Consider the following 25,538-nt stretch of genomic DNA (forward strand, 5'->3'; position numbering starts at 1 on the left):
ATGAACGCCCGGTCGGCTCCGTGTCAGATCGGCCGAGACCCAGTCGTGCCTTGGCAGAGTGGCACGGAGGTCCCCCATGCTCGCCATTCCGTCGGCCTTGCAGGCCAAGCTCGATACCGGCGCGTTTCCGAATCTCCCGCTGGTCGAGAGCAGGGTGTGAGCGGTTTCTCCCGGAGGCCGCGGTTCGAGCCTCAGCCGTTGCTTCAAGGCTTTCGCGGCATCGGCCCCGCGGCTGCCGGCTGCGGCGGTGCGGGCGATACGACGAACGACAGCCAGGCGTTCCAGCCTTCCGGCCGGTTCTGCGCGGCGAACTCCTTGTAGCCCTTCAGGTTCAGATAACCCTGCATGTCGCCGACCGGAAACAGGATGCCGAGCTGCGGTCCGACGCCGGCGACACGCGACCGAAACCCGCCAAGCAGCGCCGGCGCACCGGAATCGTCGCTGATCTGCTGGAAGTAATAGCCGACCAGCCCAAGCTGGAGTTGTTTGGTGAGGAAGTGCGACGCGCCCCAGTCGACGTGAAAGTCGACGCCGTTCTGGTAGTTCGCCGAGGTGTTCTTGAAGTTGTAGGTCGCACCGGCGACCGCCGAGAATTCATTGCCCGCGAGTGGATTGAAATAAGTGTAGCCGACGCCGAAGTCGATCGCGCCGTGGCCGATGCCGAGATTGGCGAGGCGGTGCCGGTCGTAGTCGCCGACCGGAATGTCGCCGGTGCCGTACACCATGAAATTATTGACGCCCACGTTCCATTTCAGTGCGATCTGCGGAATCACGTCGCCGTATGAGGTGAGATCCTGAGTCCGGCCGAGCGCGATGGTGCGGCCGGAGAAATCGCTCAGCGACGCTTCAGCCGCCGCCTGGTTGCGGCCCGCAACGCCGAGCAGGGTCGCGGACAATTGGCCACCGAGAACCGGCGTTGCGAACACGTAGCTTGGGCCGTACAGGCCGAGGTCGCCCTTGCCGGAGACCCCGACGTCGACCCGTCCGCCCCGGGGAAACTGCATGCCGGCGCCTGCGCTGACATCTGTGTGATAGTAGATTGAGATCCAGGACCAGCCTGGCGTGCCCGGTGCGGCTGCAAGGCTGCCGAAGAAGCCAGGGACCCAGAAGCTGATGCCCCCTTCGTCGGCCGATGCTGCTTGTGGGCCTTGGAGGGCCAGCAGCGCTACGGCTGCCAATCCGCCGATGATACGGTGCGAATATTGCGACATGCCACGTTCCGATGTGTCTTGGTCAGCCTCTGACCGTTGTCACGTCTTCGCCGAAACCGGCGCCGGACAATTGCGCGGAGACCCGCTCGGATCGCCGGCCCGGCGATCGGCGCGGGCGTCATTCCGTAAAGATCCGGCTCCAGTCGTTCTTCATGTCGACGACCGTCCAGCCACCCGCGGCCGCCGCATCGAGCGCCTTGTCGAGCTTGCCGATCTTGGACTGGCGATCGTAGGCATATTCCCGTTCGGCATCGGTGTGATGGACGAGTCCAGCAAACCGCGGGCCGGCGCCAGCGACGGTCCATTGCAGCATTTCGAGGTCGCCGTCCGAATTGCCGAATGCGAAGATCGGCCGGCGCCCGATGAACCGGTTGATGCCAACCGGCTTGCCGGGGCCGTCGTCGACGAATTCGACCTTGGTGAGCTTGATCAAGCGCGGCTTGCCGGTGGCATCAGTCTCGAATTTGACGACGCCGGACGAGCCGACCACCTGCTCGGGCGGTATGCCGTAGGCTTTCTCCACCCACGGCCGCATGAATTCGACACCGCCGCCCGACACGATGAAGGTCTTGAAGCCGTTCGCGCGCAGATATGCCAGCAGCTCCAGCATCGGCTGGTAGGTCAGTTGGTTGTACGGCCGCCCGAAGCGCGGGTGCCGTGCGGTCGCCATCCAATCACGCACCGCATCGGTGAACTCGTCCGTCGTCATCCCCGCATGAGTTGCCGCGACGACCTCGAGCAGGCCACTTTCGCCCGATGACGCGAATGCCGCCTTGTCGTTTTGAAGCAGCGCCTTGAACGGCTCGCGATCTTTCCATTCCGGATGCTGCGGAGCCATCGCCTTGATCCGATCGAACGCAAAGGCGAGTTGGAAGTAATAGGGCTGCTCGGCCCACAGCGTGCCATCATTGTCGAAGGTGGCGATCCGCTCGGCTGTCGGCACGAAATCCGCACCGTGCTCCGTCGTCACGCGCGCGACGAAGGCGAGGATCGCCTGCTTCGCCGTCCCGTTCGTCCATGACGGCAACGGATCGGAGGCGTCGGCCGCGAAACCGACGACGGGCGAGCCGAACACGGCGGCCGAGAGAGCGAGCAGGCTGCGTCGGGTGATCATCGCCGTTCTCCGGTGCCTCAATTCTCGTTCGGTCTGGCCGTCGTGATCTTCTCCATCACGTCGCTGATCGTGAAGCTCGCGGCCTTGGCCCGCGGCGGAAACTCTTTGAAGCTTTCAGCCCAATGCGCCACCAGGGCCTGCGCCGGGATGATCAGGAACATGCGGTGATCCATCCAGTCGCCGTAGTTCAGGCTGGCGGTGGCTCTTTCGAATGGATCGGCCCGCAAATTGTAGATGTTGGGGGCGCGAAGCTTGGTGAACTGGCCCTGCCAAACGCCGGCGGGCGTTTGCGGCGAGACCTCGGTGTTCTGCTCCAGGAAAGCGAATTTCCAATTCCGGATTCGGATCGCCATCAGTTCGCCGTCGTCGCTCCAATACAGGAAGCCCTCGCGCGGTGACTGTTTCACTTCATTCTTGAAGAACGGCAGCAGGTTGATCCCGTCGAGATGCACCTTGAACGGCTTGCCGTTCAGGGTCGTGCCTTGCTTGAGACGATCCACGATGCCGGTGTCGCCGACCGCGGCAGCAAAGGTCGGGATGAAGTCCTCATGCGCGCAAATATCGTTGACGATCGTGCCGGGATTGATCACGCCCGGCCAGCGGATCAGGCAGGGCACCCGGAAGGCACCTTCCCAATTGGTGGCTTTCTCGCCCCGGAACGGCGTGGTGCCGCCGTCGGGCCATGTGAACACCTCGGCGCCGTTGTCGGTCGTATAGACCACGATAGTGTTGTCGACGGCTCCGAGGTCGTCCAGCAGTTGCAGCAGTTCGCCGACATGGCCGTCGGTCTCGACCATCCCGTCCGGATATAGTCCAAGCCCGGTCTTGCCTTGCGATTCCTTTTTCAGATGCGTGAAGACGTGCATCCGCGTGGTGTTGAAGTAACAGAACCACGGCGTTTGAGCCTTGTGCTGCCGGCTGATGAAGTCTTTGGCCGCGGCGAGAAACTCCGCGTCGACGGTCTCCATGCGCTTGGTGTCCATCGGGCCGGTGTTCTCGATCACCTGCTTGCCGACGCGGCCGTAGGTCGGATCGACCGTCGGGTCGTCGCGGTCGCTTGCCTTGCACTTCAAGACCCCGCGCGGCCCGAACTTGGCGCGGAAACGCGGATCCTTCGGATAGTCCGGGTTCTCCGGCTCCTCCTCGGCGTTGAGGTGATAGAGATTGCCGAAGAACTCGTCGAAGCCGTGGACGGTGGGCAGGTGCTCGTTGCGGTCGCCGAGATGGTTCTTGCCGAACTGCCCGGTGGCATAGCCGTACGACTTCATCACGTCCGCGACGCTCGGATCGAGCGGACCGAGCCCGAGCTCGGCCCCCGGCAGGCCGACCTTGGTCAGCCCGGTGCGAATGGGTGATTGCCCGGTGATGAACGCGGCGCGTCCCGCCGTGCAACTCTGCTGCCCATACCAGTCGGTGAAGGTGGCGCCTTCTCGGCCGATCCGGTCGATGTTGGGCGTGCGATAGCCCATGATCCCCATGTTGTAGGCGCTGATGTTGAACCAGCCGATGTCGTCGCCCATGATGAACAGGATGTTTGGTTTGGATCCGGCGGTTCCGCTGGCGACCGCGGCAGAGGCCGGAGATTTCTTAGCGGCCTGTGCGAATGCTCCGGTCGTTAGTGCCGCCGCAGCGACCAGGGTTGATGTCCCCAGCAGGAGATTCCGACGATCAATGGCGCCATTGGGCACGCGCTGGTGCTTGTCTTCGCTGTTCATCTGACACTCCCGATTGTGATCCGATGTGCATTCGGCTGCGTCGATCCGCTCGTGAGGGGGCGGCGCGCGGAACGAGCGTTGCGGAGTGAAGTACGATGATCTGGCTGGGCAGAGGATGGGATCGCGTTTGGGGTGGAGCGCGACCGGCGTTGAGGCGCGGTGCGATCACTGGTCGGCACCAGCCGTTCTTCAGCGAGTCATGAAGAGCGTTCATGCACCATGATTGTGTGGTCGTGCTAACCATCTGTCGTGCAATCAATCTGGAATGGAGTTGCACTGCGTTGCAGGATCGCACTACGAAATATGATAAGGATGCAGCTAATCGGCGTGCAAATCGTTGAGGCTCGTCAATTGCGATACTGTGTCTGGTTTCGTGTAATAATGGTATGCGACTGAGGGATCAGTACCAGGTCACCAATTCCGAGTGAGTGCTGCTCGTGCCCGACAAACGGCAGTTATCGCAGGTTGGCGTTCAACGCCGATTTCACGTCATGGCCAAGCCTGCGGGCTCGTCCTGCAACCTCGACTGCAGATATTGTTTCTATCTAAGTAAGCAGACGCTCCGAGGAGGGCCGGGTACCGGGAGGATGACGGACCGGACTCTGGAGCTGTTCGTTCGGCAGTATATCGAGGCGAATACCGGGCCGGAGGTGGTGTTCTCCTGGCAGGGCGGTGAGCCGACGCTGCTTGGCCTGGAGTTCTTCAAGAAGGTCGTTGAGCTGCAAAGACGATACGCGAGGCCCGGTCAGCGTATCGAAAATGATCTTCAGACGAACGGAACTCTGCTCGATGCCGGATGGGCCGAGTTTTTGAAGGAGCACCGGTTCCTGGTCGGACTCAGCATCGATGGTCCGCGCGAACTGCATGATCGCTACCGGTTGAACAAGGGAGGCGCGCCGACATTCGACAAGGTCCTGGCTGCGGCGACGGTATTGCGGAAGGCAGGGGTGCCGTTCAATACGCTCACCTGCGTCCATCGCTTCAATGCCGAGCGCCCGCTGGATGTCTATCGCTTTCTCCGGCGGGAGCTGGGTTCGACCTACATCCAGTTCATTCCGATCGTGCAGGCGAGGGGTTTCGAGACCGATGCACCGGATGACTACGACACCGGGCATATGCCGATCGTTGGAACCGCGCGGTCGAAGCCCGATCATCCGGAATCGATCGTCACCGACTGGTCGGTCGATCCCGACCGGTACGGCTATTTCCTGTCACGCATATTCGATGAGTGGCGACGGCGGGATCTCGGCAGGGTGCTGGTGAATCATTTTGAAACGCTGGTCGCTCAGCATCTTGGGCTGCCCGCGCAGATCTGCATCTATCATCAATTCTGCGGCAAGGGCGTGGCGCTGGAGCACGATGGCGGCGTCTATGCCTGCGACCACTATGTGTACCCCCAATATCTGCTCGGCAATCTGAGCGAGACGCCATTATCGGAGATGGTGTTCTCTGAGCGTCAGGTGGCATTCGGCTACGCGAAGTCGGAGACGCTGCCGGACGACTGTCGCGCCTGCGAGTATTTGCGGGATTGCTGGGGAGAATGTCCTGGAAATCGCCTGCTGCGGACGACGTCAGGCGAGCCGGGGCTCAACTATCTGTGCAGCGGACTGAAGAAGTTCTTCAAGCACGCACGGCCAGCCATCGACGAAATTGCGGCCGCGATCCGGAAGCAGAACAGTTAGCCGGGACCGCAGGGCCGAGGCGCCGATGATGCGGAGCGATCTCGCGTCGACCTCAACCGGTCGCTGCCAATCTACGATTCATCCGTGATTCAAGCGGCGCGCTATTCGCGCTTCAGGACAGCTCCCCCATGCTCACCATTCCGTCGGCCTTGCAGGCCAAGCTCGATGCCGGTGTGACCACGCTGGCGCAGTGTTGGATCGTGCGGCGGCGGGATGGCGCTGTGCTGGGGTTTACCGATCATGATCGCGATCTCACGATCGAGGGCGTGAACTGCCGCGCCGGCACCGGGTTCTCGGCGTCGGAGGCGTCGCAGCGGTTCGATCTGTCGGTCGATGGCGCGGAGATTTCCGGTGCGCTCGATGACGCGCTGCTGCGCGAGGCGGATCTGGCCGTCGGGCGCTTTGACGCGGCGGCGATCGAGAGCTGGCTGGTGGATTGGAGTGCGCCCGAGCTGCGAGTGCTGATCGCGCGCGGTACGCTCGGCGAGGTGCGGCGCGAAGGCTCGGCCTTTACGGCGGAACTGCGCGGGCTCGCCGATCTGTTGTCGCAGGAGACCGGCCGGCTCTACACTGCGGCGTGCAGCGCCGATCTCGGCGATGCGCGCTGCCGCGTCGATCTCGGCAATCCGGCGCGGCGCAGCGAGGGCCTCGTCGTTGCGGCACCGGGGACGTCGACCCTCACGGTCTCCGGGCTCGACGGCTTTGCGCCCGGCCTGTTCAGCGCAGGGCGGCTGAGCTGGCGCAGCGGCGCCAATGCCGGCGCGGCGGTCGAGATCAAGCAGCATCGTGTTGTCGGCGGCGAGGTGCGGCTGTCGCTGTGGCAGGCGATGGCCGAGCCGATCGCGACCGGCGATAGCTTCGTCGTCACCGCCGGCTGCGACAAGCTGTTTGCGACCTGCCGCGACCGCTTCGGCAACAGCGATAATTTCCGCGGCTTCCCGCAGATCCCGGGCAACGATTTCGTCGTCAGCTATCCGGTGCCCGGCGCACCCGGCAACACCGGCGCGCCGATCGGCCCGGTGCTGCGCGGCGACGTCTGACCGCCGGCATAGTCCCTCATTCGTTCGAGCGAGAGCACCATGGATCAGTCCCTGGGTCGCGACGCGCTGGTCGCCGAGGCGCGCAGTTGGATCGGCACCAGCTATCGGCATCAGGCTTCGGTGAAGGGCATCGGCTGCGATTGCCTCGGCCTGGTGCGCGGGGTGTGGCGCGCCTGTCTCGGCGCGGAGCCGGAAGCGCCGCCGCCTTACGCGCCGGATTGGGCCGAAGCCGGCGGCGACGAGACGCTGGCGGCCGCCGCGCTGCGCCATCTGGCGCCGGTGCCGTGCGACGCGTTCGATCGCGGCGACGTGCTGCTGTTCCGCTGGCGCGACGGCTGCGTCGCCAAGCACGCGGCGATCGCTAGTTCGACCACGACGATGATCCACGCCCACGATGGCGCCGCAGTGTGCGAGGTTGCGATCACGCCGTGGTGGCGGCGCCGGCTCGCCTATGCGTTCACGTTTCCTGGCGTTGCAGATCCGCTGCGTTGACGACGCAGAGGCTGTCTGGTCAGGTCCGGCCGAGTTTCGAACGGACCAACCTGGAGGCCTGCGGGATGGATCACGACAGCAACGTGCGGACCGGCGGGTGTCACTGCGGCGCGGTGCGCTTCGAGGTGACGCTGAGCGACGGCTTCGACACGATCCGGCGCTGCACCTGTTCGTATTGCCGGATGCGCGGCGCGGTCGTGGCGATGGCGGAGATGGGCGGGATCAAGATCCTGCAGGGCGAGGACGTGCTGACGACCTATCGCTTCCACACCCGCACGGCGCAGCACTTTTTCTGCTCACGCTGCGGCATCTACACCCATCACCAGCGGCGATCCAATACGAACCTCTTTGCCGTCAACGTCGCCTGCCTCGACGGCGTCAGCCCGTTCGATTTCGCCGAGGTGCCGGTGATGGACGGCGTCAACCACACCAACGACACCGGCCAGCCGACCCGCCGCGCCGGCACGCTGCGCTTCATCGCGTCGGAGTGACGGTGCGCCTCGAAAGAGGACTGCGTCTGTCCTTAGTTGGCCTGTGACCATGCTTCGCGTGCGAAAACAAGCACAACCTCATGGTGAGGAGGCGCGAAGCGCCGTCTCGAACCATGCGCCGAGAGTCACGCGTGGCCTCATCCTTCGAGACGCCCGGCTTTGCCGGGCTCCTCAGGATGAGGACTCAGTGCCCTTGACGAGGGGCAATTCCGCTTCGATCAATCGACCAAGCGGACTAAGCGCCTGGACGACGAAATTCAGGCCTTGGCGCGGGCGGCCTTGGTCTCGATGATCATCCGCTTGATGGCGTCGACGGTCTCGGGCGGCAAATGCTTGGCGGCGCCGAGGGCGACGTACAGCGCGTTGAGCGTGTTGCGACGGGCCTCCGGCGGGATCACCATCTTGGCGCGCGGGCCTTCGGCGAGGCCGTACAGCGCCTGGGCGGCGAGATCGAGATCGTAGCCCCACACCCAGCACCACAGCCGCACCGCGGTCGACCAGCCGCGCTCATAGGCGCGCAGCGACGTGCCGGCTTCGAACAGCGCCTTGACCGCGGCATCGCGGGTCTCCTCGGGCGCGCCGGCCTCGACGCCGGAGTAGCGCTCGGCGACATCGAGCACTTCGATCCGCTTGGCCTGCAGCGCCACCACCGGCTTGCCGATGAAATACACCGCCCCATAGGCGACGATCGCCACGACTACGCTCGCTAGAAATTCCATCGCCTGATCCTGCCGGCCGCCTCGCCCAAGCCGGGTACGATGCAAATGTCGTGCACGCCGTCAACGCCGCCGGCATTGAACTTCCGTCGCGTCCGGGCGTGCAGGGTGCTCAGGCAATTGACAGTAAGCTGTCAAAATGACAGGGTGCTGTCATGACGCAAGCCGCTGACGCCCCGTTCGACCATCCCGCCAACGCCCTCGTGCTGGAAGTCTTCCGGCTCAACGGCGCGCTGATCAGGTTCGGCGACGCGCTGGTGAAGCCGCTCGGGCTGACCAGCGCGCGCTGGCAGGTGCTGGGCTCGGTCGCCCACGGCCGCGGCACGTTCTCGGTGGCGCGGCTGGCCGACAACATGGGCCTCGCCCGTCAGTCGGTGCAGCGGATCGTCGATGAGCTGGCCGAAGCGGGTCTGGTCGGCTTTGCGCCGAACCCGGCGCACAAGCGCGCCAAGCTGGTGCTGCTGACGCCGCGCGGCGAGCGGGTGTTCAAGCAGGCGAGCGAGCTATGGGCGCCGGTCGCCGACGCGATGATCGCCGGCACCGATCCGCGCCAGCTGCGCAAGACCCGCGACGCGCTGATCGCGCTCCGCGAACGGCTCGACGAGCAATTCAGTGACAGGAGTGCGTAAATGATCAGGAAGCTGCACCCGATCGCGGGCATCATCGCGTTTCTCACCATCCTGGTGTTCTGGACTTCGACCGTCGTGGTCGAACTCGGCGGCGACCAGGCTGCGATTGCCGCTGTGAAGCTCCGCATCCTGTGGGGCCTCGCGGTGTTGATTCCGGCGATCGCGCTCGCCGGCGCCAGCGGCTTCAAGCTCGGCGGTAAGTCGCCGCATCCGGTCGTCGCCGCCAAGCGCTGGCGGATGCCGTTCATCGCGCTCAACGGCATCGCCGTGCTGGTGCCGTGCGCGATTCTGCTGCAGCAGCGTGCCGCCGCCGGTCAGTTCGACCAGATCTTCACGGTGGTGCAGGCGGTGGAGCTGATCGCCGGCGCGATCAACCTGACGCTGATCGGCCTCAGCATCCGCGACGGCTTCCGGCTGACGCGCCGGTTCGGCCTGTCGGCCGCGACGCGGTGAACGATCGCAGAGCCCTTGCGGTGACGTCGAGGCCGTGACGCTTGGTTGTCCGGACAGACCATTCATCCACGCACACCCGCATCTGATGCAAAGTTGTTGACGCCCGGGCCGGAAGTCTCCGCCCGGGCGTTTTGCGTCGGCCTGCGCCGTGGCGCTTATCAATCGCCGAAGGCTTGCTCCCATGGCAGCTCTCGTTCTTTCCGTCGCCGGCGCTGCGGCCGGCGCGCTGTTCGGTCCTGTCGGCGCGATTGCCGGGCGGATTGCGGGCGCGCTGATCGGCAATGCGCTGGATCAGTCGCTGTTCGGCGGCAGCAGCGATACGTCGCGCGCGGTCGAGGGGCCGCGGCTCGCCGATCTCGACGTGATGGCCTCGACCGAAGGCGCGCCGATCCCGCGAGTGTATGGCCGCGCCCGGCTCGCCGGCCAGGTGATCTGGGCGACCGCGCTCGAGGAGGTGATCAGCGTCGAGCAAAGCACCACCGGCGGCGGAGGTGGCGGTAAGGGCTTTGGCGGCGGCGGGGGCGGGCAGACCACGACCACCACCACGACCTACAGTTACTTCGCCAATTTCGCGGTCGGGCTGTGCGAAGGACCGATCGGCCGGGTGGCGCGGATCTGGGCCGACGGCAAGCCGCTCGATCTGTCGGGCCTCAACGTTCGCGTTCATCGCGGCACCGAGGATCAGGCGCCGGATGGGCTGATCGTCGCCAAGGAAGGCGCCGGCAATGCGCCGGCGTATCGCGGGCTGGCTTACGTCGTGTTCGAGCGGCTGCCGCTCGCCGATTTCGGCAACCGGATTCCGCAATTGTCGTTCGAGATCGTGCGGCCGATCGGCGAGCTCGAACAGATCGCCCGCGCGGTGACGCTGATCCCCGGCACCACCGAATTCGGCTACGAGCCGGCGACGCGGGTGCAGGTGCTCGGCGCCGGCAGCGCGGCGCCGGAGAACCGCCATGTCGCCTATGCGCCGTCCGACGTGCTCGCTTCGCTCGACGATCTGCAGGGCGTCTGCCCTGGGCTGCAGCGTGTCGCGCTGGTGGTGGCGTGGTTCGGCACCGATCTGCGCGCGCAGGCCTGCACGGTCGAGCCCGGCGTCGAGCGCCGCGACAAGAGGCTCGATCAGAGCTCCTGGTCGGTGGCCGGCGCGACCCGCGCCAGCGCACGGCTGATCTCGCAGGTCAATGGACGGCCCGCCTATGGCGGCACGCCGTCCGACGACACCGTGCTGCATCTGATCGGCGAACTGAAGGCGCGCGGCCTGAAGGTCACGTTCTATCCGTTCGTGGTGATGGATGTGCCGGCCGGCAACGGCCTTGCCAATCCGTGGACCGGCGCGGCGCCGCAGCCGCCTTATCCCTGGCGCGGCCGCATCACCTGCGATCCGGCGCCCGGCGTGCCGGGCTCGCCGCAGGGGACCGCGACGGCTGCCGCGCAGGTGGCGCAGTTCTTTGCCGGCGGCACGTGGAATTATCGCCGCATGATCCTGCACTACGCGCGGCTCTGCGCCAGTGCCGGCGGTGTCGATGCGTTCCTGATCGGCTCGGAGCTGCGCTCGCTGACGCGCGTGCGCTCGGCGCCCGGCGTTTACCCGGCGGTGCAGCAGCTCGTCGCGCTCGCCGCCGACGTCAAGGCGATCGTCGGCGGCGGCACGCTGGTCACGTATGGAGCCGACTGGACCGAATACGGCGCCGACGTGGTGACGCCGGATGCGTCCGAGGTGCGGTTTCCGCTCGATCCGCTGTGGGCCTCGCCGGCGATCGGCGCGATCGGAATCGATTACTACGCACCGCTGGCCGACTGGCGCGACGATGCCGGCCACCTGGATTCGACGCTCGCCGCCACCACTTACGATCGCGCTTACCTTATCGGCAATGTCGAAGCCGGGGAGGGCTACGATTGGTACTACCCGGACGCGGCGGCGCGCACAGCCCAAGCGCGGGTGCCGATGACCGACGGGCTCGGCAAGCCGTGGACCTATCGCGTCAAGGACATCCGCAGCTTCTGGTCACAGCCGCATCACGAGCGGGTCGGCGGCGCCGAGCTGGCATCGCCGACCGGCTGGGTGCCGATGAGCAAGCCGGTGTGGTTGACCGAGGTCGGCTGCCCGGCGGTCGACAAGGGCGCCAATCAGCCGAGCGTGTTTCCCGATCCGAAATCCAGCGAGAATATCGCGCCGTATTTCTCCAGCGGCGAGCGCGACGATCTGATCCAGCGCCGCTATCTCGAATGCCTGATCACGGCGTTCAGCGCCGAAGCCCGCAATCCGGTGTCGCCGCTGTATGGCGGGCGGATGATCGACCTGTCGGCGATCCATCTGTGGACCTGGGATGCGCGGCCCTATCCGGTGTTTCCGGCTGCCGACGAGGTGTGGAGCGATGCGCCGAACTGGACCAGCGGGCACTGGCTGACCGGCCGGCTCGGCGGCGCGCCGCTCGATGCGCTGATCGCCGCGCTGCTCGCCGACGCCGGCATCGGCGGCGTCGACAGCCGCGATCTGCGCGAAGGCTGCGACGGCTATGTGGTCGACCGGCCGATGGCACCGCGGGCGATGATCGAGCCGCTGGCGCTGGCCTATAGCTTCGATGCGCTTGCTGCCGGCGGCGTGCTGCGCTTCGTGCAGCGTGGCGCGGCGCCGGTGATCGAACTGAATGAGGACGACCTGGTGCTGCCCGATAAGGGCGCGCCGTGGCGGCTGACGCGGGCGCAGGAGACCGAGCTGCCGCGCGAAACCGCGATCGCCTACAGCGATGCGCTGGCCGACTATCGCCGCGCCGCCGCTAGCTCGCGCCGGCTGGTCGGCGGCGCCGCGCGGATGGTGAAGGCCGATCTCGCGGTCGTCACCAACGATGCGGCGGCGACGCGACGCGCCGAGATCGTGCTGCAGGATCTGTGGGCCGGCCGCGAGCGCGCCAGCTTCGCGCTCGGCCTGCGGCATCTGCGGCTCGCGCCCGGCGATGTCGTGGCGCTGACGCTCGCCGGGCGGCGCCGGCTGTTCGAGATCGACGAACTGGTCGACACCAGTACGCGGCAGGTGACGGCGCGCAGCATCGATCCCGACGTATTCGCGCTGCCGCAGCGGATGCCGCGCCCGGCCGCGGTGACGATCCCGGCCGCGCTCGGCCCCGCTGAAGTGATCGCGCTCGATCTGCCGGTGATCGATGCGGCGGCGCCGGACGTGCTGACGCGGCTTGCGGTGTTCGCCAATCCCTGGCCGGTGGCGGAGACGATCTACGTCTCGGCTGATGGCGCGAGCTATCAGCCGCTGGCCAGCGCGGCGGCGCGGAGCATGATCGGCACCACGCTCGATCGGCTGCCGCGCGGGCCGCTGGCGCGGTGGGACCGCGTCACCACGTTCCGCGTCCAGATCGCCGGCGGCGCGCTGGCGTCGCTGTCGGAGCTGCGGGTGCTGGCCGGCGGCAACGCGGCGGCGGTGCAGACCCCCGACGGCGGCTGGGAGATCCTGCAATTCGCCAGCGCCGAACTAATCGACGGCAACATTTATCGGCTGTCGCATCTGCTGCGCGGCCAGGCCGGCAGCGACAGCGCGATGCGCGACCTGGTGCCGGCCGGCGCCCGGTTCGTGCTGCTCGACACCCATCTGGTGCCGATCGCGCGCGGGCTGTCGGCGCTCGGCCGCAGCCTGCGCCTGCGGATCGTCGCGGCCGGGCGCAGCCATGACGATGCCAGCGCGGTCGACCTGACCGTGACGCCGGGGCTGACCGCGCTACGGCCGCTGGCGCCGGTGCATCTGTCTGCGCGCCGCACCGCCGACGGTGTTCGCATCGGCTGGATCCGCCGCACCCGGATCGACGGCGACGGCTGGGGCGTCGAGGTGCCGCTCGGCGAAGACAGCGAAGCCTATGCGGTCGACATTCTCGGGAGCGGCGGCGCGGTGGTGCGGACCATGCAAACAACCGTGCCGCAGGCGCTGTACGCGGCTGCCGACGAGCGCGCCGATTTTGGCGCGGCGCAAGCCTCGCTCACGCTTCGCGTCGCGCAGCTGTCCTCCACCGTCGGCCCAGGCTTCGCCGCCACCGCCACCTTCGCGCTGTGAGGACTGATCATGACCACTGCCAATCTCGGCCTGCCGCTGATCGAGGCGAGCCAGGCGCAGAAGCACGTCACCCACAACGAGGCGCTGTTCAGCCTCGATGGCCTGGTGCAGCTCGCAGTGCTGTCGTCGGCGCTGAACGCGCCGCCGTCGTCGCCGGCCGAGGGGCAGCGCTGGATCGTCGCCGCGAGTGCCAGCGGCGCCTGGGCCGGCAAGAGCGGGCAGGTCGCCGCTTACTACGACGGCGACTGGCGGTTCTTCGCACCGAACCTGGGCTGGCTCGCCTATGATCTGTCGACGCAGACGCTGATCGCCTGGAGCGGCGCGGCGTGGGTCAACGCGCTGGCGGCGTTTCAGAACCTGCCGCTGCTCGGCGTCAACACCACGGCGGATTCCAGCCGTCGCCTGGCGGTGAAGTCCGACAACGTGCTGCTGTCGAATGACGACGTCACGCCCGGCAGCGGCCATATGCGCGTGACCATCAACAAGAGCGCCGCCGCGAAAGACGCCGGCCTGATCCTGCAGGACAATTGGAATTCGCGGGCGCTGCTCGGCCTGCTCGGCAGCGACGACTTCGTCGTCAAGCTGACGCCGGATGCGGCGAATTACTACGCGAGCCTGCGCGGATGGTCGGCGCTGCACGGCCGGCTCGACCTGAAGGACGCGCGGCGCCGTCAGCCGCTGCAATGGTCGGCGCGGCCGGGCAGCACGACGCTCGATATGGTCGGCCTTGGTGCCACGCTCACCGGCGCCGCGACAGCGGTCAGCCCGTCGGCCGGCAATCTGTTCCTGTCGTCGCCGCGGCTCGATCTTGTCTCCGCCGCAAGTGCCGGCGCATCGGCCGGGGTGAGCGGATCGGCGCTGACGCTGTGGCGCGGCAATGCCGCGAGCCTCGGCGGTTTCTACCTGCTGATGCGGTTCGGCATCGAGTGGTTTCAAACCAACTGCCGGCTGTTCGCCGGGCTGTATGGCTCGGCGAGCCCGATCGGCAACGTCGCTCCGAGCACGCTGCTCAACCTGATCGGCGTCGGCTTCGAGTCCGGCGATACCACGCTGTCGCTGCTTACGAACGACGGCAGCGGTGCAGCGACCAAGACCAGTCTCGGCGCCGGTTTCCCGACCACCGGCGGGCAGGATCTGTACGAGCTGTTACTATCCGCAGAGCCGAACGGCAGCGAGATCCGCTATCGCGTCGAGCGGCTGAATTCCGGCGATGTCGCGACCGGCGTCGTCACCGGCGATCTGCCGGTCGCCACCCAATTCCTCACTCCGCATCTGTGGATGAACAACGGCAGCACCGCCGCTTCGGTCAACGTCGCGCTGTTCCAGATGTACGCCGAGCCAGCTGCATTGCTCGGCTCGCGCGGCGCGATTGGGTAACGATCAAGTCATTCGACCTCGTCATTGCGAGCGAAGCGAAGCAATCCAGAGTGCCGGGCAATGAGCCTGGATTGCTTCGTCGCGACGCTCCTCGCAATGACGGTCCGCCTCAGAGGCAATCCCATGAAGATCGACGAATCCTTGCTGCGGCGATTATGGCCGCGGGGCGATCGGCGCGTGGCGGGACTGATTGCCGGCACCGCGGCGGCGTCGGAGAGCGTGTTTGTCCGCTTTGGCATCGCGACGCCCACGCTTGCTGCGCATGTGATGGCGCAGCTCAGCCACGAGTGCGGGGCCGGGCAGGAGGTGGTCGAGAATCTCGACTACACCGCGGCGCGGATGATGCAGGTCTGGCCGTCGCGGTTTCCGACGCTGGCAAGCGCCGCGCCTTATGCGCACGATCCGCGGGCGCTCGCCAACAAGGTCTATAACGGCCGGATGGGCAATCGCGCCGGCTCCGACGACGGCTGGAGTTATCGCGGCCGCGGCGCGGCGCAGACTACCGGGCGCGAGGGCTACGCGCGGCTCGCCGCGCTCACCGGCCTCGACCTGGTGAACGATCCCGACCTGCTGATCGATCCGCGCCACTTCCTGCTGTGCGGCGTCGCTGATTTCGTTGCCTGCGGCTGTCTGCCGTTCGCGCAAGTCGATGACATCGTCGGCGTCACCCGCCGTCTCAACGGCGGCACCATCGGGCTCGCCGAACGTAAGGCGTGGCTGGCGAGCTGGAAAGCGGCGCTGGCCGAAGCGTCGGTGGTGATCGCATCGCCGCAGCCGTCGCCGCCGCGCATCGAAGTGCCGCCTCAATCGCAAACACAACCGCCGCCGTCGCGGTGGAGCCAAATCGTCGCCGTGCTGCGCACGGCCTTCCGGAGGAGCTGACCATGGATTGGGCCGATCTCGCCAAACAGGTGATTGCGCTCGGCGCGCCGATGCTGGGCACCGCACTCGGCGGACCGCTCGGCGGTGCGGCCGGCAAGATCCTGTCCGATGCGCTCGGCGCGTCGGTGCCGACCCCGGAGGTGGTGCAGGCGTCGCTGCCGGCGGCCGCGCCGGAGCGGATCGCGGAGGCCGAGGCCAGGTGGTGCGAGGCGGTCCGCGCCGAGGCGGAAGCCCAGCGCACCGCGATCGCCGAGACCCAGGCGACGATCCGGGCCGAACTCGCCGCCAACGACCCGGTCCAGCGCTGGTGGCGTCCGGTGTATGCCTTCGAGCTGACCGCCGAATGCGCCGCGCTGTGGGCGGTGCTGGTGCACGAGTTCTGGACCGGCGACGTCGCCACCATCAACGCGCTGATCGGTGCCACTGCGCTCCTGGTCGCCTATTGGGGTTTCCGATTCGGCGTGCTAGGCGTCTATGTCAGCGGTCGGACCCGCGAAAAGGTCTGTGCCGCCACCGGGCAGGACAGCCCGGGCATGATCGACAGGCTGGTCAAAGCGGTCGTGAAGAAAAAGTAATCCGGCGCCGCGCCGTCGTTCACCGCGCATTCACCCCGCCGCCGCTCATCTTCACATCCGTCATGCTGTCAGTGCTTCGCCTGCCAGTGCATCAAACGACCGGAGTTGAAGGTGCGTCTGCTCGTCGTCGAAGATGACCCCGATCTCAACCGCCAGCTCACCACCGCGCTGACCGATGCCGGTTACGTGGTCGACCGCGCCTTCGATGGCGAGGAGGGGCATTTCCTCGGCGACACCGAGCCGTACGACGCCGTCGTGCTGGATATCGGCCTGCCGAAGATGGATGGCATCTCGGTGCTGGAAGCGTGGCGGCGCAACAGCCGCGCGATGCCGGTGCTGATCCTCACTGCGCGCGACCGCTGGAGCGACAAGGTGCAGGGCTTCGATGCCGGCGCCGACGATTACGTCGCCAAGCCGTTCCACCTCGAGGAGGTGCTGGCGCGGATCCGCGCGCTGCTGCGGCGGAGCGCCGGCCACGCCCAATCCGAACTGACCTGCGGACCGGTGGTGCTCGACACCCGCACCGGCCGGGTCAGCGTCAGCGGCAATCCGGTGAAGCTGACCAGCCACGAATATCGGCTGCTCGCCTATCTGATGCACCACTCCGGCCGGGTGGTGTCGCGCACCGAACTGGTCGAGCATCTGTACGATCAGGATTTCGACCGCGACAGCAACACCATCGAAGTGTTCGTCGGCCGCATCCGCAAGAAGCTCGGCGTCGACATCATCCAGACCGTGCGCGGGCTCGGCTATCTGCTGTCGCCGCCGGCCGCGGACGCGCATTAGCGCGCCGGCGACGCGGTGACCGCCAAACCCTCCCGCCGCGGCAGTTCGCTCGCCACCCGGCTGTTCCTGTCGGCGACCGCGTGGGTGGTGGTGATCCTGGCGATCACCGGCATCGCGTTGTCGTCGGTGTATCGCGGCGCCTCGGAGCGCGCGTTCGATCGCCGGCTCAACCTTTATCTGCGCACCATTATCGCCGAGGTCGCCACCCCCGACACCACCCAGGAGGCGTTCCAGTCGATCGGCGAGCCGCTGTTCGATCTGCCGCTGTCCGGCTGGTACTGGCAGGTTGTCCGCACCGACGGCGAGAAGCCGGAGACGCGCGCCTCGCGGTCGTTGTGGGACCGCAAGCTGCCCCGGCTGGAAGATCAGGGCATCGAGCTGGGGCCGTCCGGCGTACGGCACGGCTATGTCGACGGCCCGGAAGGCCAGACCCTGCGCATGGTCGAGCGGCCGGTCGATCTCGGCCTCGACGGCAAGTTCGTCGTCACCGTTGCGGGCGACGCCACCGAAATCTTCGAAGAGACCCGGACCTTCGATTACTACCTCGCCGGCACCTTCGTGGCGCTGTCGATCGGCCTGGTGCTGACCACGATCTTCCAAGTCCGGTTCGGCCTCGCGCCGCTGAAGCGGATCTCGGAGTCGATCGCCGACGTCCGCTCCGGCCGCGCCGAGCGGCTGGAGGGCCAGTTCCCGGTCGAAATCGCCACCTTGGCGCGTGAGACCAATGCGCTGATCGAGGCCAATCGCGAGATCGTCGAGCGCGCCCGCACCCATGTCGGCAACCTGGCGCACGCGATCAAGACGCCGCTGTCGGTGCTGGTCAACGAAGCGGGCGCCCGGCCGGGCGATCCGCTGGCCGCGAAGGTGATGGAGCAGGCCGAGCTGATGCGCAGCCAGGTCACCCACCACCTGGAGCGGGCCCGGATCGCGGCCCGGCTCACCGTGGTCGGCACCATCACCGAGGTCGAGCCGGTGATCGAGGCGCTGCGCCGGACTATGGAGAAGATCCACCGCGACCGCGCCATCCAGGTCCGCGCCGAGGTCGCCGCCGGCCTCAAGTTCCGCGGCGAGCGCCAGGACCTCGAGGAGATGGTCGGCAATCTGGTCGACAACGCCTGCAAATGGGCGGCGGGACGGGTGTTCATCGCGGTCACCGGGGAGAAGAGCGACGAGCCCGGCGGGCCGCCCAAACTGCGGATCGTGGTCGACGACGACGGTATCGGGCTGTCGGCCGAGCAGCGCGCGCTGGTCGCCCGCCGCGGTAAACGGCTCGACGAGAGCAAGCCCGGCTCCGGCCTTGGATTGGCAATTGTCGTTGATCTTGCAGCGCTTTACGGCGGCGAGCTGAAGCTCGACAACGCCCCGATCGGCGGCCTGCGCGCCGAGCTGACCCTGCCTGCGGCATAACGAGCCCCGCGATTGCCACAGGGGCGCCAGAATTTGCATCTTGTTTTCCTTAACGGTTATGGATGTAGGCTGTTGGCCTTCGGGGAGCCGTTGGGGATGACCATGACGTCTTGGGGGGTGAAGCCGCTATTGCTGCTCGCCGGCGCGCTGGCGCTGGCCGGGTGCGATCGCACGTCCGGGCTGGTGGCCCGGGTGGATTCCTTCACCAGCACCGCGACCTCGGATTTCGGCCGCAATGACGGCAGCGCCGCGGTCGATGCCGCCGCGATGGGCGGCCTGATCGGGCCGAAGATCGGCGCGCTGCTCAATGCCGAAGACCGCCGGCTGGCCTATGCGGCCGAGCTGGAGGCGCTCGATCGCGGCGAATCCGGTGCGCCGGTGGCGTGGAAGAACGCGTCCTCGGGCCGCTACGGCAACATCGTGCCGGGTCCGGTCTATATGAAGCAGGGCTCGACCTGCCGCGGCTATTCGCACGCGGTGACGATCGGCCAGCAGATCGAGATCTCCCGCGGCACCGCCTGCCGCGCCAATGACGGCGCGCCCTGGACCGCCCAAAGCTAGCCCTGCGTCCGCCGGTTGATGTGCTGGAAAACGATACTTTCCAGCACCTTATCTGCGTGAGCGGCAGCGTCAGAAGAGTGTGAATCCAGCGTTCGACGCGGTCACCTCAACCCCTTCTTAACATCGCCGTGGCTATCTCTGGAGGGTAGCGCCGTGGCGTGACCGGCACCGTGCGAGCGGTGCGCAATTCCACGCGTGCGGACAGCCTGCAAACCATTGGGCGCATGAGCCAGACACCCACCGAACGGCTGAGAGATTATCTCTCCCAGCTCCCGCCGCAGTCCCAAGCGCTGCTGATGCGGGAATTCGAGCGTGCGCTCGAACGGGGCGAGGATGTCGCGGTCGCCAGCTTCGTGCTGGAGGAGTTGCGCAAGATCGTTCGCGGCTCCGAGGACGACAACAAGCCTCGCTCCGAGGATCCGGCCCGGCTGATGTTCCGGGTGCTGGAACCGTTCCTGATCGATCCGAAGGAATCGCCGCGGCCCGGCCAGCTCCGGCGCTCGTCGCTGACCTCGGTCTGGCAGTGGCTGGAGCGCGAGGGCATTCCGGATCAGATCCGCGAATTCGAAGCCGGGCTGATCGGCCTGCGCGGCGCGCCGGCGTCGCAGGTCGAGCAGCTGGTCCGCAAGCTGCAGCAGGCCGCCGCCGCTGCGATCGACAAGCTGATCAACCCCGAGCCGGGCGTCGACCGCCAGCGCACGATGTCACGCGTCGGCCCGCCGTCGGCGGTCGAAGATCTGGCGCCGATCGGTGCGGTGCTGAAGAACCGCGACGCCATCGACACCTTCAACGGCAAGCTCTCCAGCAACCTGCGGGTGTTCGGCGAGAGCCAGGTCAATTCGATGATCGCGGCGCTCAACGTGCCGGCGCTGCAAACGCCGATCCTGCTGCCGTTCGCGCTGACGCTGATCCTCAACCACCTCAACCAGCCGTGGCAGATCGTCCGGATGGCCATCAAGGTTGCCGGCTCGGACGACGAGATCAAGGTCGCCGCCACGCCTTACGGCGTCGCCGTCACCATGGCGATCCAGGATCTGGCGCGGCTCACCGCCGATCTGCGCGAGGAAATCCGCCGCGGCCATTACGGCAACGTCGCCGAGAATCTCAAAGTGATTCACGACGGCATTCGCGGCCTGCGCACCGAGCTCGACATCCGCAGCGACTCGTCGTGGGGCAAGCAGCTTGCGGCGATCCGCGTCGACATCTCAAACGCGGTGAAGTCGGAGATCGAGAGCGTGCCGGGCAGGGTGCGCCGGCTGCTGCGCCAGCGTCCCGACAAGGACATCGCCAGCGGCGCCAGGCTCGACCAGCTCGAGGTCGACGAGACTGCCGCGCTGATCGATTTCGTCGCGGTGTGTCGCACCTATGCCAGCGAACTGGCGATCAACGAAGTGACGCAGCGGACCTATTCCGAGCTGCAGCAATATGTCGAGAAATCCACCGACGCGCTGGTGCAGTCGCTGCGCGGCTCCGATGCGCGGGTGAAGCCGTTCCGGCATCAGCAGGCGCAGGCCGCGGTCCGGTTCTGCGAATTGCTGTTCAGCCACGACTATGCCTCGCTGATGAGTCGCGCGGTCGAAAACGCGATGGTTGTGGTGGAACGCAAGCCGGCGGCGCGGGCGGGCTGAACTCCCCTTTGATTCAAATCAAGTTTCGTCCCCTGCGGCGCCTTATCCGGTGCCGCAAATGTCAATTGCGGCTATCGTCCGACCATGGTGTAACCCGCCCGGATTTTCGACCTGCCGGGCCGGTGCCGCGGCTCCATAGTCTTCACCCGGAACCTCGCTCGAATGGCGCTTTGGTTTGTGTTCGCGATGATGACGGCCGTGGCGGTGTTCGCCGTGCTGTGGCCGCTCGGGCGTAGCGTCAAGGCGCAGCGCGATGGCAGCGAGGCGGCGGTCTATAAGGATCAGCTTGCCGAAGTCGACCGCGATGCCGCGATCGGGCTGATCGGTCCCTCTGAAGCCTCCGCCGCCAAGGTCGAGATCGGCCGACGGCTGCTCGCCAGCGCCGAGGCCGAACGCTCGACGCCGACCACCACCCGCCGCGGCCTGCGCCGCATGGTCGCGGTGGTGGCGCTGATCGGACTGCCGGTGCTCGCGATCGCTGTGTATTTGCCGCTCGGTTCGCCGATGCTGCCGGACCAACCGCTGGCTGCGCGGGCCAAGGCGCCGCCGAGTTCGCAGCCGCTCGACAATCTGGTGGCGCAGGTCGAGGCGCATCTGGAAAAGAACCCGACCGATGGTCGCGGCTGGACCGTGCTGGCACCGGTGCTGGCCAAGACCGGCCGGTTCGACGATGCGGCGCGCGCCTATCGCAACTCGATTACTTACGCCGGCGAGACGGCCGACCGCCGCGCCGATCTCGGCGAGGTGCTGACCTCGGCGGCGGGCGGCGTCGTCACCGCCGATGCCAAGACCGAATTCGAGCGTGCGGTTGCGCTCAATCCGGATGAAGCCAAGGCGCGCTACTTCCTCGGCCTTGCGGCCGAGCAGGATGGCCGCCCGAAGGATGCCGCGACGATCTGGCGCGCGATGCTGGAGAAGGGTCCGGCCGACGCGCCGTGGCGGCCGATGCTGCAGACCGAGCTTGCCCGCGTCGACGGCACCGCCAAGCAGCCGGCACTGCCGGAAGGTGCGGCCGCTGCCGTGCAGAATATGAGCGAAGCCGAGCGCGCCGCGATGATCCAGGGCATGGTCGCCAAGCTCGCAGCGCGGCTGAAGCAGAACGGCGACGACGTCGACGGCTGGCTGCGGCTGGTGCGCGCCTATATGGTGCTCGGCGACACCGACAAGGCCAAGAGCGCGCAGACCGAAGCGCGCCAGGCGGTGGCCGACAAGCCCGACCGGCTGAAGCAGCTCAACGACGGCCTCAAGGGCCTCGGGCTCGACGGCTGACGATTGCAGCACGAACGATGTGTTTTCGACATCTTCGTCAGACAAACACTTCGAGCGACGCCGCGAAGCGTCGCTTGTGAACATCCGGTAGAGGACGCCGAGGCGAACGAACCATGACGCGTAAACAGCGGCGGTTGTTGATGATCGGGGGCGCGGGCGTGGTGCTCGTGATTGCGGTGGGCCTGGTGCTCAACGCGCTGCGCGACTCGATCGTGTTCTTCTCGACGCCGAAGATGGTGGCCGAACAGCACATCGAGGCCGGCCGACGGTTCCGGCTCGGCGGCGTGGTCGAGCCCGGCTCGCTGCAGCGTGGCGAGCAACTGAAGGTGTCGTTCAAGGTCACCGACGGCAGTGCCACTCTGCCGGTCGCCTACAAGGGCATCCTGCCGGATCTGTTCCGCGAAGGGCAGGGCGTGATCGCCGAAGGCTCGCTCGATAAGGCCGGCGTGTTCGAAGCCGACACCGTGCTGGCCAAGCACGACGAGAAGTACATGCCGAAGGAAGTCGCCGACGCCTTGAAGAAGGACGGCCACTGGAAGGACGACTACGGCAAGAAGTCGCCCGGTGAGGCGACCGCCGGCCAGACCTCGGCGAATGCGGCGGAGGGCGGCAAATGATCGCCGAGGCCGGGCACTACGCACTGGTTCTGGCGCTGGCTCTGGCGCTGATTCAGTCCACCGTTCCGCTGCTCGGCGCCCGGCTCAATGACGGCGCGCTGATGAACGTGGCGCGTTCGACCGCGCTGGTGCAACTGTTGTTCGCCGGCCTGTCGTTCACCGCGCTGGTGTGGCTGCACGTCACCTCCGACTTCTCGGTGGTGAACGTCTACGAGAACTCCCACTCGATGAAGCCGCTGCTCTACAAGATCACCGGCGTGTGGGGGAACCACGAAGGCTCGATGCTGCTGTGGGTGGCGATCCTGGCGCTGTTCGGCGGCCTGGTCGCGGCGTTCGGCAACAACCTGCCGCTGTCGCTGCGCGCGCACGTGCTGGCGGTGCAGGGCTGGGTCGCGACCGCGTTCTATCTGTTCATCCTGATCACCTCGAACCCGTTCGCGCGGATGGCCAATGCGCCGGCCGAAGGCCGCGACCTCAATCCGGTGCTGCAGGATATCGGCCTCGCGGTGCATCCGCCGATGCTGTATCTCGGCTATGTCGGGTTCTCGATCTCGTTCTCGTTTGCCGCCGCGGCGCTGATGGAGGGCCGGCTCGACGCCGCCTGGGCGCGCTGGGTGCGGCCGTGGACGCTGATCGCCTGGATCTTCCTCACCCTCGGCATCGCAATGGGTTCTTATTGGGCCTACTACGAACTCGGCTGGGGCGGCTGGTGGTTCTGGGACCCGGTCGAAAACGCCTCGCTGATGCCGTGGCTCGCCGGCACCGCGCTGCTGCATTCGGCACTGGTGATGGAGAAGCGCAACGCGCTGAAGGTCTGGACCATCCTGCTGTCGATCCTGACCTTCTCGCTGTCGCTGCTCGGCACCTTCCTGGTCCGCTCCGGCGTGCTCACCTCGGTGCACGCCTTCGCCACCGATCCGTCGCGCGGCGTGTTCATTCTGATCATCCTGTGCGTGTTCATCGGCGGCAGCCTGACGCTGTTCGCCTGGCGCGCCTCGTCGCTGAAGCAGGGCGGTTTGTTCGCGCCGATCTCGCGCGAAGGTTCGCTGGTGCTGAACAATCTGTTCCTCACCACCGCTTGCGCCACCGTGTTCGTCGGCACGCTGTATCCGCTGGCGCTGGAAGTGCTGACCGGCGACAAGATCTCGGTCGGCGCGCCGTTCTTCAATCTCACCTTCGGCCCGCTGATGGTGCCGCTATTGGTCGCGGTGCCGTTCGGGCCGCTGCTGGCCTGGAAGCGCGGCGATCTGATCGGCGCCGCGCAGCGGCTGATCGCCGCCGGCGTAGTGGCGCTGCTGGCGGTCGCCTTCGTGTACGCCTGGGTCCATGGCGGCGCTGTGCTGGCGCCGCTGGCGATCGGCCTTGCGGTGTTCGTGATCGTCGGCGCGCTGGTCGATATCGCCGAGCGCATCGCGCTGTTCCGCGGTCCGCCGTCGATCTCGTTGCGCCGCGCCTCCGGCCTGCCGCGTTCCGCCTGGGGCACGATGTTCGCCCACGCGGCGCTCGGCGTGACGCTGATCGGCATCGTCTGCGAGAGCACCTGGAACAGCGAATACATCGCGGCGATGAAGCCCGGCGACAGCACCAAGCTCGCCGGCTACGAGTTCAAGTTCGAGGGCGCCAACCAGCGCCAGGGCCCGAACTACCGCGAATTGCTGACACAGTTCACCGTCACCGAAAACGGCCGGCTGATCGGCGGCATGGCGCCGTCGAAGCGCAGCTTCATCACCCGCGGCTCGTCGACCACCGAGGCGGCGCTGCTGACCCGCGGCTTCAGCCAGCTCTACGTCTCGCTCGGCGACATCAACGAGCAGGGTGCGGTGACGGTGCGGATCTATCACAAGCCGATGGTGCTCTTGATCTGGTTCGGCCCGATCCTGATGGCGCTCGGCGGCCTGCTGTCGCTGTCCGATCGCCGCTTGCGGGTCGGCGCGCCGAAGCCCGCCAAGGCGCCGCGCATGCTGCAGCCGGCGGAGTAGGCTATTCTTGACCTCGGCTTCGCCGCGTCTCCGCGACGGCCTTCCTCTGTGTCGCAACGCGCTGCGGGTCGGCCTCCTGCATCGAAACTGCGATTGACGAGAGCAGATCGAACGGGACGCCGAGGCTGGCTGCGATCTTGCGATGGAGTTCAAACGGCCCTTTGCGCTTGCCGGTTTCGAGGTCGGACAGATAGTTCTGAGTGATCCCCACACCTTCGGCTGTGGCGAGCTCAGCCTGAGTCAACCCACGGAACTGACGCAGCACACGGATCGGGTTTTCGCCGGAAGCCAATCGCTCGACGACTTCGATTGGCAGCACCGGTGCACCATCGACGACGTCGCGCTTCGCTTGGGCGACCAACCGCGCGGTGCCGGAGTCCTCGAGGCTTTCGCGCTCGATTTCTTTGAGACGCTCGTACTCCGCGCGCGGCAGGATCGCCACTTCGCCTTCCGTCGTCGACTTGAATTTGACTTTCATCGATCCCTCTCAATCGTAGATCTCGCGTCGGTGACCGACTGCGGCGATTACGATCTGTTCGTCGTCCTCGTAGAAGATCACCCGCCAATCACCGACCCGAAGTCGGGCGCCGGCTTGGCCCTTAAGCTTTTTGATATCGCCCTGGCCTGAAGCCGCGAAAACGTCGAGTTTGGCGCGTATTCGTAGCCGAACTTGCGGAGCAAGCTTCAGCCATTGGCGTGTCGCTGTTGGCGTAAACGCAATGGGACGCATGCATCAGTATCGCACAATGCGATATTGATGTCCAGCCCTGGTCCGATTGCCGCGAGGCTCGAAACTCTGGTAGATCCTTGCGGCCGAACCGGTGGAGTTTGATGTGAGGTTCCTGCGCGCCTTTTCCCTG

Annotated in this window: 23 protein-coding genes; 17 read left to right on the plus strand and 6 right to left on the minus strand. The window is 66.7% G+C overall.

The genetic code is table 11. The features are described from left to right. Positions 1-203 precede the first annotated feature (203 nt). From RPPS3_RS09630 to RPPS3_RS09640, 3 genes are all read right to left on the minus strand, one after another. Positions 204-1,211: a SphA family protein gene (locus RPPS3_RS09630; RefSeq protein WP_107343871.1), complete on the minus strand. Its 1,008-nt coding sequence runs from the start codon at positions 1,209-1,211 to the stop codon at positions 204-206. A gap of 118 nt (positions 1,212-1,329) precedes the next feature. Then, positions 1,330-2,325, minus strand: a complete 996-nt coding sequence (locus tag RPPS3_RS09635; protein WP_107343872.1) for an HAD family hydrolase — start codon at positions 2,323-2,325, stop codon at positions 1,330-1,332. 17 nt (positions 2,326-2,342) lie between these two features. Then, on the minus strand, positions 2,343-4,040 hold the full coding sequence (locus RPPS3_RS09640) for an arylsulfatase (RefSeq protein ID WP_107343873.1): 1,698 nt from the start codon (positions 4,038-4,040) through the stop codon (positions 2,343-2,345). Between the two features lie 491 nt (positions 4,041-4,531). On the opposite strand from RPPS3_RS09640, the gene RPPS3_RS09645 reads away from it, so the two are divergent. The 4 genes from RPPS3_RS09645 (at position 4,532) to RPPS3_RS09660 (ending at position 7,745) form a co-directional block, all read left to right on the plus strand. Continuing rightward, on the plus strand, positions 4,532-5,722 hold the full coding sequence (locus RPPS3_RS09645; RefSeq protein WP_107343874.1) for an anaerobic sulfatase maturase: 1,191 nt from the start codon (positions 4,532-4,534) through the stop codon (positions 5,720-5,722). 128 nt (positions 5,723-5,850) lie between these two features. Further along, complete coding sequence (locus tag RPPS3_RS09650; RefSeq protein ID WP_107343875.1) at positions 5,851-6,762, plus strand: DUF2163 domain-containing protein; 912 nt, start codon at positions 5,851-5,853, stop codon at positions 6,760-6,762. A gap of 39 nt (positions 6,763-6,801) precedes the next feature. After that, positions 6,802-7,254, plus strand: a complete 453-nt coding sequence (locus tag RPPS3_RS09655; RefSeq protein WP_107343876.1) for an NlpC/P60 family protein — start codon at positions 6,802-6,804, stop codon at positions 7,252-7,254. Positions 7,255-7,319: 65 nt separating this feature from the next. Continuing rightward, complete coding sequence (locus tag RPPS3_RS09660; protein WP_107343877.1) at positions 7,320-7,745, plus strand: GFA family protein; 426 nt, start codon at positions 7,320-7,322, stop codon at positions 7,743-7,745. 257 nt (positions 7,746-8,002) lie between these two features. On the opposite strand, the gene RPPS3_RS09665 is transcribed toward RPPS3_RS09660, so the two are convergent. Then, the gene (locus tag RPPS3_RS09665; protein WP_107343878.1) at positions 8,003-8,464 is read right to left on the minus strand and encodes a hypothetical protein; all 462 of its coding nucleotides are present in this window, start codon (positions 8,462-8,464) and stop codon (positions 8,003-8,005) included. Between the two features lie 152 nt (positions 8,465-8,616). Between RPPS3_RS09665 and RPPS3_RS09670 the strand changes: the two genes are divergently transcribed. The 13 genes from RPPS3_RS09670 (at position 8,617) to RPPS3_RS09730 (ending at position 24,678) form a co-directional block, all read left to right on the plus strand. Further along, complete coding sequence (locus RPPS3_RS09670) at positions 8,617-9,090, plus strand: MarR family winged helix-turn-helix transcriptional regulator (protein WP_107343879.1); 474 nt, start codon at positions 8,617-8,619, stop codon at positions 9,088-9,090. Further along, positions 9,091-9,543: a hypothetical protein gene (locus RPPS3_RS09675; RefSeq protein WP_107343880.1), complete on the plus strand. Its 453-nt coding sequence runs from the start codon at positions 9,091-9,093 to the stop codon at positions 9,541-9,543. 181 nt (positions 9,544-9,724) lie between these two features. Beyond that, on the plus strand, positions 9,725-13,597 hold the full coding sequence (locus tag RPPS3_RS09680; RefSeq protein ID WP_107343881.1) for a baseplate multidomain protein megatron: 3,873 nt from the start codon (positions 9,725-9,727) through the stop codon (positions 13,595-13,597). A gap of 9 nt (positions 13,598-13,606) precedes the next feature. Beyond that, complete coding sequence (locus RPPS3_RS09685) at positions 13,607-14,974, plus strand: DUF2793 domain-containing protein (RefSeq protein ID WP_107343882.1); 1,368 nt, start codon at positions 13,607-13,609, stop codon at positions 14,972-14,974. 123 nt (positions 14,975-15,097) lie between these two features. Beyond that, positions 15,098-15,856: a glycoside hydrolase family 19 protein gene (locus RPPS3_RS09690; RefSeq protein ID WP_107346532.1), complete on the plus strand. Its 759-nt coding sequence runs from the start codon at positions 15,098-15,100 to the stop codon at positions 15,854-15,856. A 2-nt stretch (positions 15,857-15,858) separates the two neighbouring features. Continuing rightward, a complete protein-coding gene (locus RPPS3_RS09695; protein WP_107343883.1) occupies positions 15,859-16,431 on the plus strand; it encodes a 3TM-type holin in 573 nt (190 codons plus the stop codon). 111 nt (positions 16,432-16,542) lie between these two features. Next, entirely contained in the window at positions 16,543-17,217 is a 675-nt protein-coding gene (locus RPPS3_RS09700) for a response regulator transcription factor (RefSeq protein ID WP_011157420.1), read from the plus strand. Between the two features lie 15 nt (positions 17,218-17,232). Beyond that, positions 17,233-18,624 (plus strand): ATP-binding protein, encoded by a 1,392-nt coding sequence (locus RPPS3_RS09705; RefSeq protein WP_107343884.1) that lies wholly within the window; start codon positions 17,233-17,235, stop codon positions 18,622-18,624. A gap of 96 nt (positions 18,625-18,720) precedes the next feature. After that, positions 18,721-19,185, plus strand: a complete 465-nt coding sequence (locus tag RPPS3_RS09710) for an RT0821/Lpp0805 family surface protein (RefSeq protein ID WP_107343885.1) — start codon at positions 18,721-18,723, stop codon at positions 19,183-19,185. A gap of 224 nt (positions 19,186-19,409) precedes the next feature. Further along, entirely contained in the window at positions 19,410-20,813 is a 1,404-nt protein-coding gene (locus tag RPPS3_RS09715) for a hypothetical protein (protein ID WP_107346533.1), read from the plus strand. Positions 20,814-20,975: 162 nt separating this feature from the next. After that, on the plus strand, positions 20,976-22,082 hold the full coding sequence (gene ccmI / locus RPPS3_RS09720) for a c-type cytochrome biogenesis protein CcmI (RefSeq protein WP_107343886.1): 1,107 nt from the start codon (positions 20,976-20,978) through the stop codon (positions 22,080-22,082). Between the two features lie 113 nt (positions 22,083-22,195). Then, the gene (gene ccmE, locus RPPS3_RS09725; RefSeq protein ID WP_107343887.1) at positions 22,196-22,699 is read left to right on the plus strand and encodes a cytochrome c maturation protein CcmE; all 504 of its coding nucleotides are present in this window, start codon (positions 22,196-22,198) and stop codon (positions 22,697-22,699) included. Continuing rightward, on the plus strand, positions 22,696-24,678 hold the full coding sequence (locus RPPS3_RS09730) for a heme lyase CcmF/NrfE family subunit (RefSeq protein ID WP_107343888.1): 1,983 nt from the start codon (positions 22,696-22,698) through the stop codon (positions 24,676-24,678). The genes ccmE and RPPS3_RS09730 overlap by 4 nt, the downstream gene beginning before the upstream one ends. 1 nt (position 24,679) lies before the next feature. On the opposite strand, the gene RPPS3_RS09735 is transcribed toward RPPS3_RS09730, so the two are convergent. Then, a complete protein-coding gene (locus RPPS3_RS09735; RefSeq protein WP_234820159.1) occupies positions 24,680-25,120 on the minus strand; it encodes a helix-turn-helix transcriptional regulator in 441 nt (146 codons plus the stop codon). A gap of 45 nt (positions 25,121-25,165) precedes the next feature. Then, positions 25,166-25,408 (minus strand): type II toxin-antitoxin system RelE family toxin, encoded by a 243-nt coding sequence (locus RPPS3_RS09740; RefSeq protein WP_107343890.1) that lies wholly within the window; start codon positions 25,406-25,408, stop codon positions 25,166-25,168. Positions 25,409-25,538: the final 130 nt, after the last annotated feature.

Origin of the sequence: Rhodopseudomonas palustris, assembly GCF_003031265.1 — a bacterium.
In the GTDB taxonomy this organism is placed as follows: Bacteria; Pseudomonadota; Alphaproteobacteria; order Rhizobiales; family Xanthobacteraceae; genus Rhodopseudomonas; species Rhodopseudomonas palustris_H.

Coding starts and splice junctions, on each gene's coding strand:
- RPPS3_RS09630 (WP_107343871.1), bottom strand. CDS start 1,211: ATGTCGCAATATTCGCACCGTATCATCGGCGGATTGGCAGCCGTAGCG.
- RPPS3_RS09635 (WP_107343872.1), bottom strand. CDS start 2,325: ATGATCACCCGACGCAGCCTGCTCGCTCTCTCGGCCGCCGTGTTCGGC.
- RPPS3_RS09640 (WP_107343873.1), bottom strand. CDS start 4,040: ATGAACAGCGAAGACAAGCACCAGCGCGTGCCCAATGGCGCCATTGAT.
- RPPS3_RS09645 (WP_107343874.1), top strand. CDS start 4,532: ATGGCCAAGCCTGCGGGCTCGTCCTGCAACCTCGACTGCAGATATTGT.
- RPPS3_RS09650 (WP_107343875.1), top strand. CDS start 5,851: ATGCTCACCATTCCGTCGGCCTTGCAGGCCAAGCTCGATGCCGGTGTG.
- RPPS3_RS09655 (WP_107343876.1), top strand. CDS start 6,802: ATGGATCAGTCCCTGGGTCGCGACGCGCTGGTCGCCGAGGCGCGCAGT.
- RPPS3_RS09660 (WP_107343877.1), top strand. CDS start 7,320: ATGGATCACGACAGCAACGTGCGGACCGGCGGGTGTCACTGCGGCGCG.
- RPPS3_RS09665 (WP_107343878.1), bottom strand. CDS start 8,464: ATGGAATTTCTAGCGAGCGTAGTCGTGGCGATCGTCGCCTATGGGGCG.
- RPPS3_RS09670 (WP_107343879.1), top strand. CDS start 8,617: ATGACGCAAGCCGCTGACGCCCCGTTCGACCATCCCGCCAACGCCCTC.
- RPPS3_RS09675 (WP_107343880.1), top strand. CDS start 9,091: ATGATCAGGAAGCTGCACCCGATCGCGGGCATCATCGCGTTTCTCACC.
- RPPS3_RS09680 (WP_107343881.1), top strand. CDS start 9,725: ATGGCAGCTCTCGTTCTTTCCGTCGCCGGCGCTGCGGCCGGCGCGCTG.
- RPPS3_RS09685 (WP_107343882.1), top strand. CDS start 13,607: ATGACCACTGCCAATCTCGGCCTGCCGCTGATCGAGGCGAGCCAGGCG.
- RPPS3_RS09690 (WP_107346532.1), top strand. CDS start 15,098: ATGAAGATCGACGAATCCTTGCTGCGGCGATTATGGCCGCGGGGCGAT.
- RPPS3_RS09695 (WP_107343883.1), top strand. CDS start 15,859: ATGGATTGGGCCGATCTCGCCAAACAGGTGATTGCGCTCGGCGCGCCG.
- RPPS3_RS09710 (WP_107343885.1), top strand. CDS start 18,721: ATGACCATGACGTCTTGGGGGGTGAAGCCGCTATTGCTGCTCGCCGGC.
- RPPS3_RS09715 (WP_107346533.1), top strand. CDS start 19,410: ATGAGCCAGACACCCACCGAACGGCTGAGAGATTATCTCTCCCAGCTC.
- ccmI (WP_107343886.1), top strand. CDS start 20,976: ATGGCGCTTTGGTTTGTGTTCGCGATGATGACGGCCGTGGCGGTGTTC.
- ccmE (WP_107343887.1), top strand. CDS start 22,196: ATGACGCGTAAACAGCGGCGGTTGTTGATGATCGGGGGCGCGGGCGTG.
- RPPS3_RS09730 (WP_107343888.1), top strand. CDS start 22,696: ATGATCGCCGAGGCCGGGCACTACGCACTGGTTCTGGCGCTGGCTCTG.
- RPPS3_RS09740 (WP_107343890.1), bottom strand. CDS start 25,408: ATGCGTCCCATTGCGTTTACGCCAACAGCGACACGCCAATGGCTGAAG.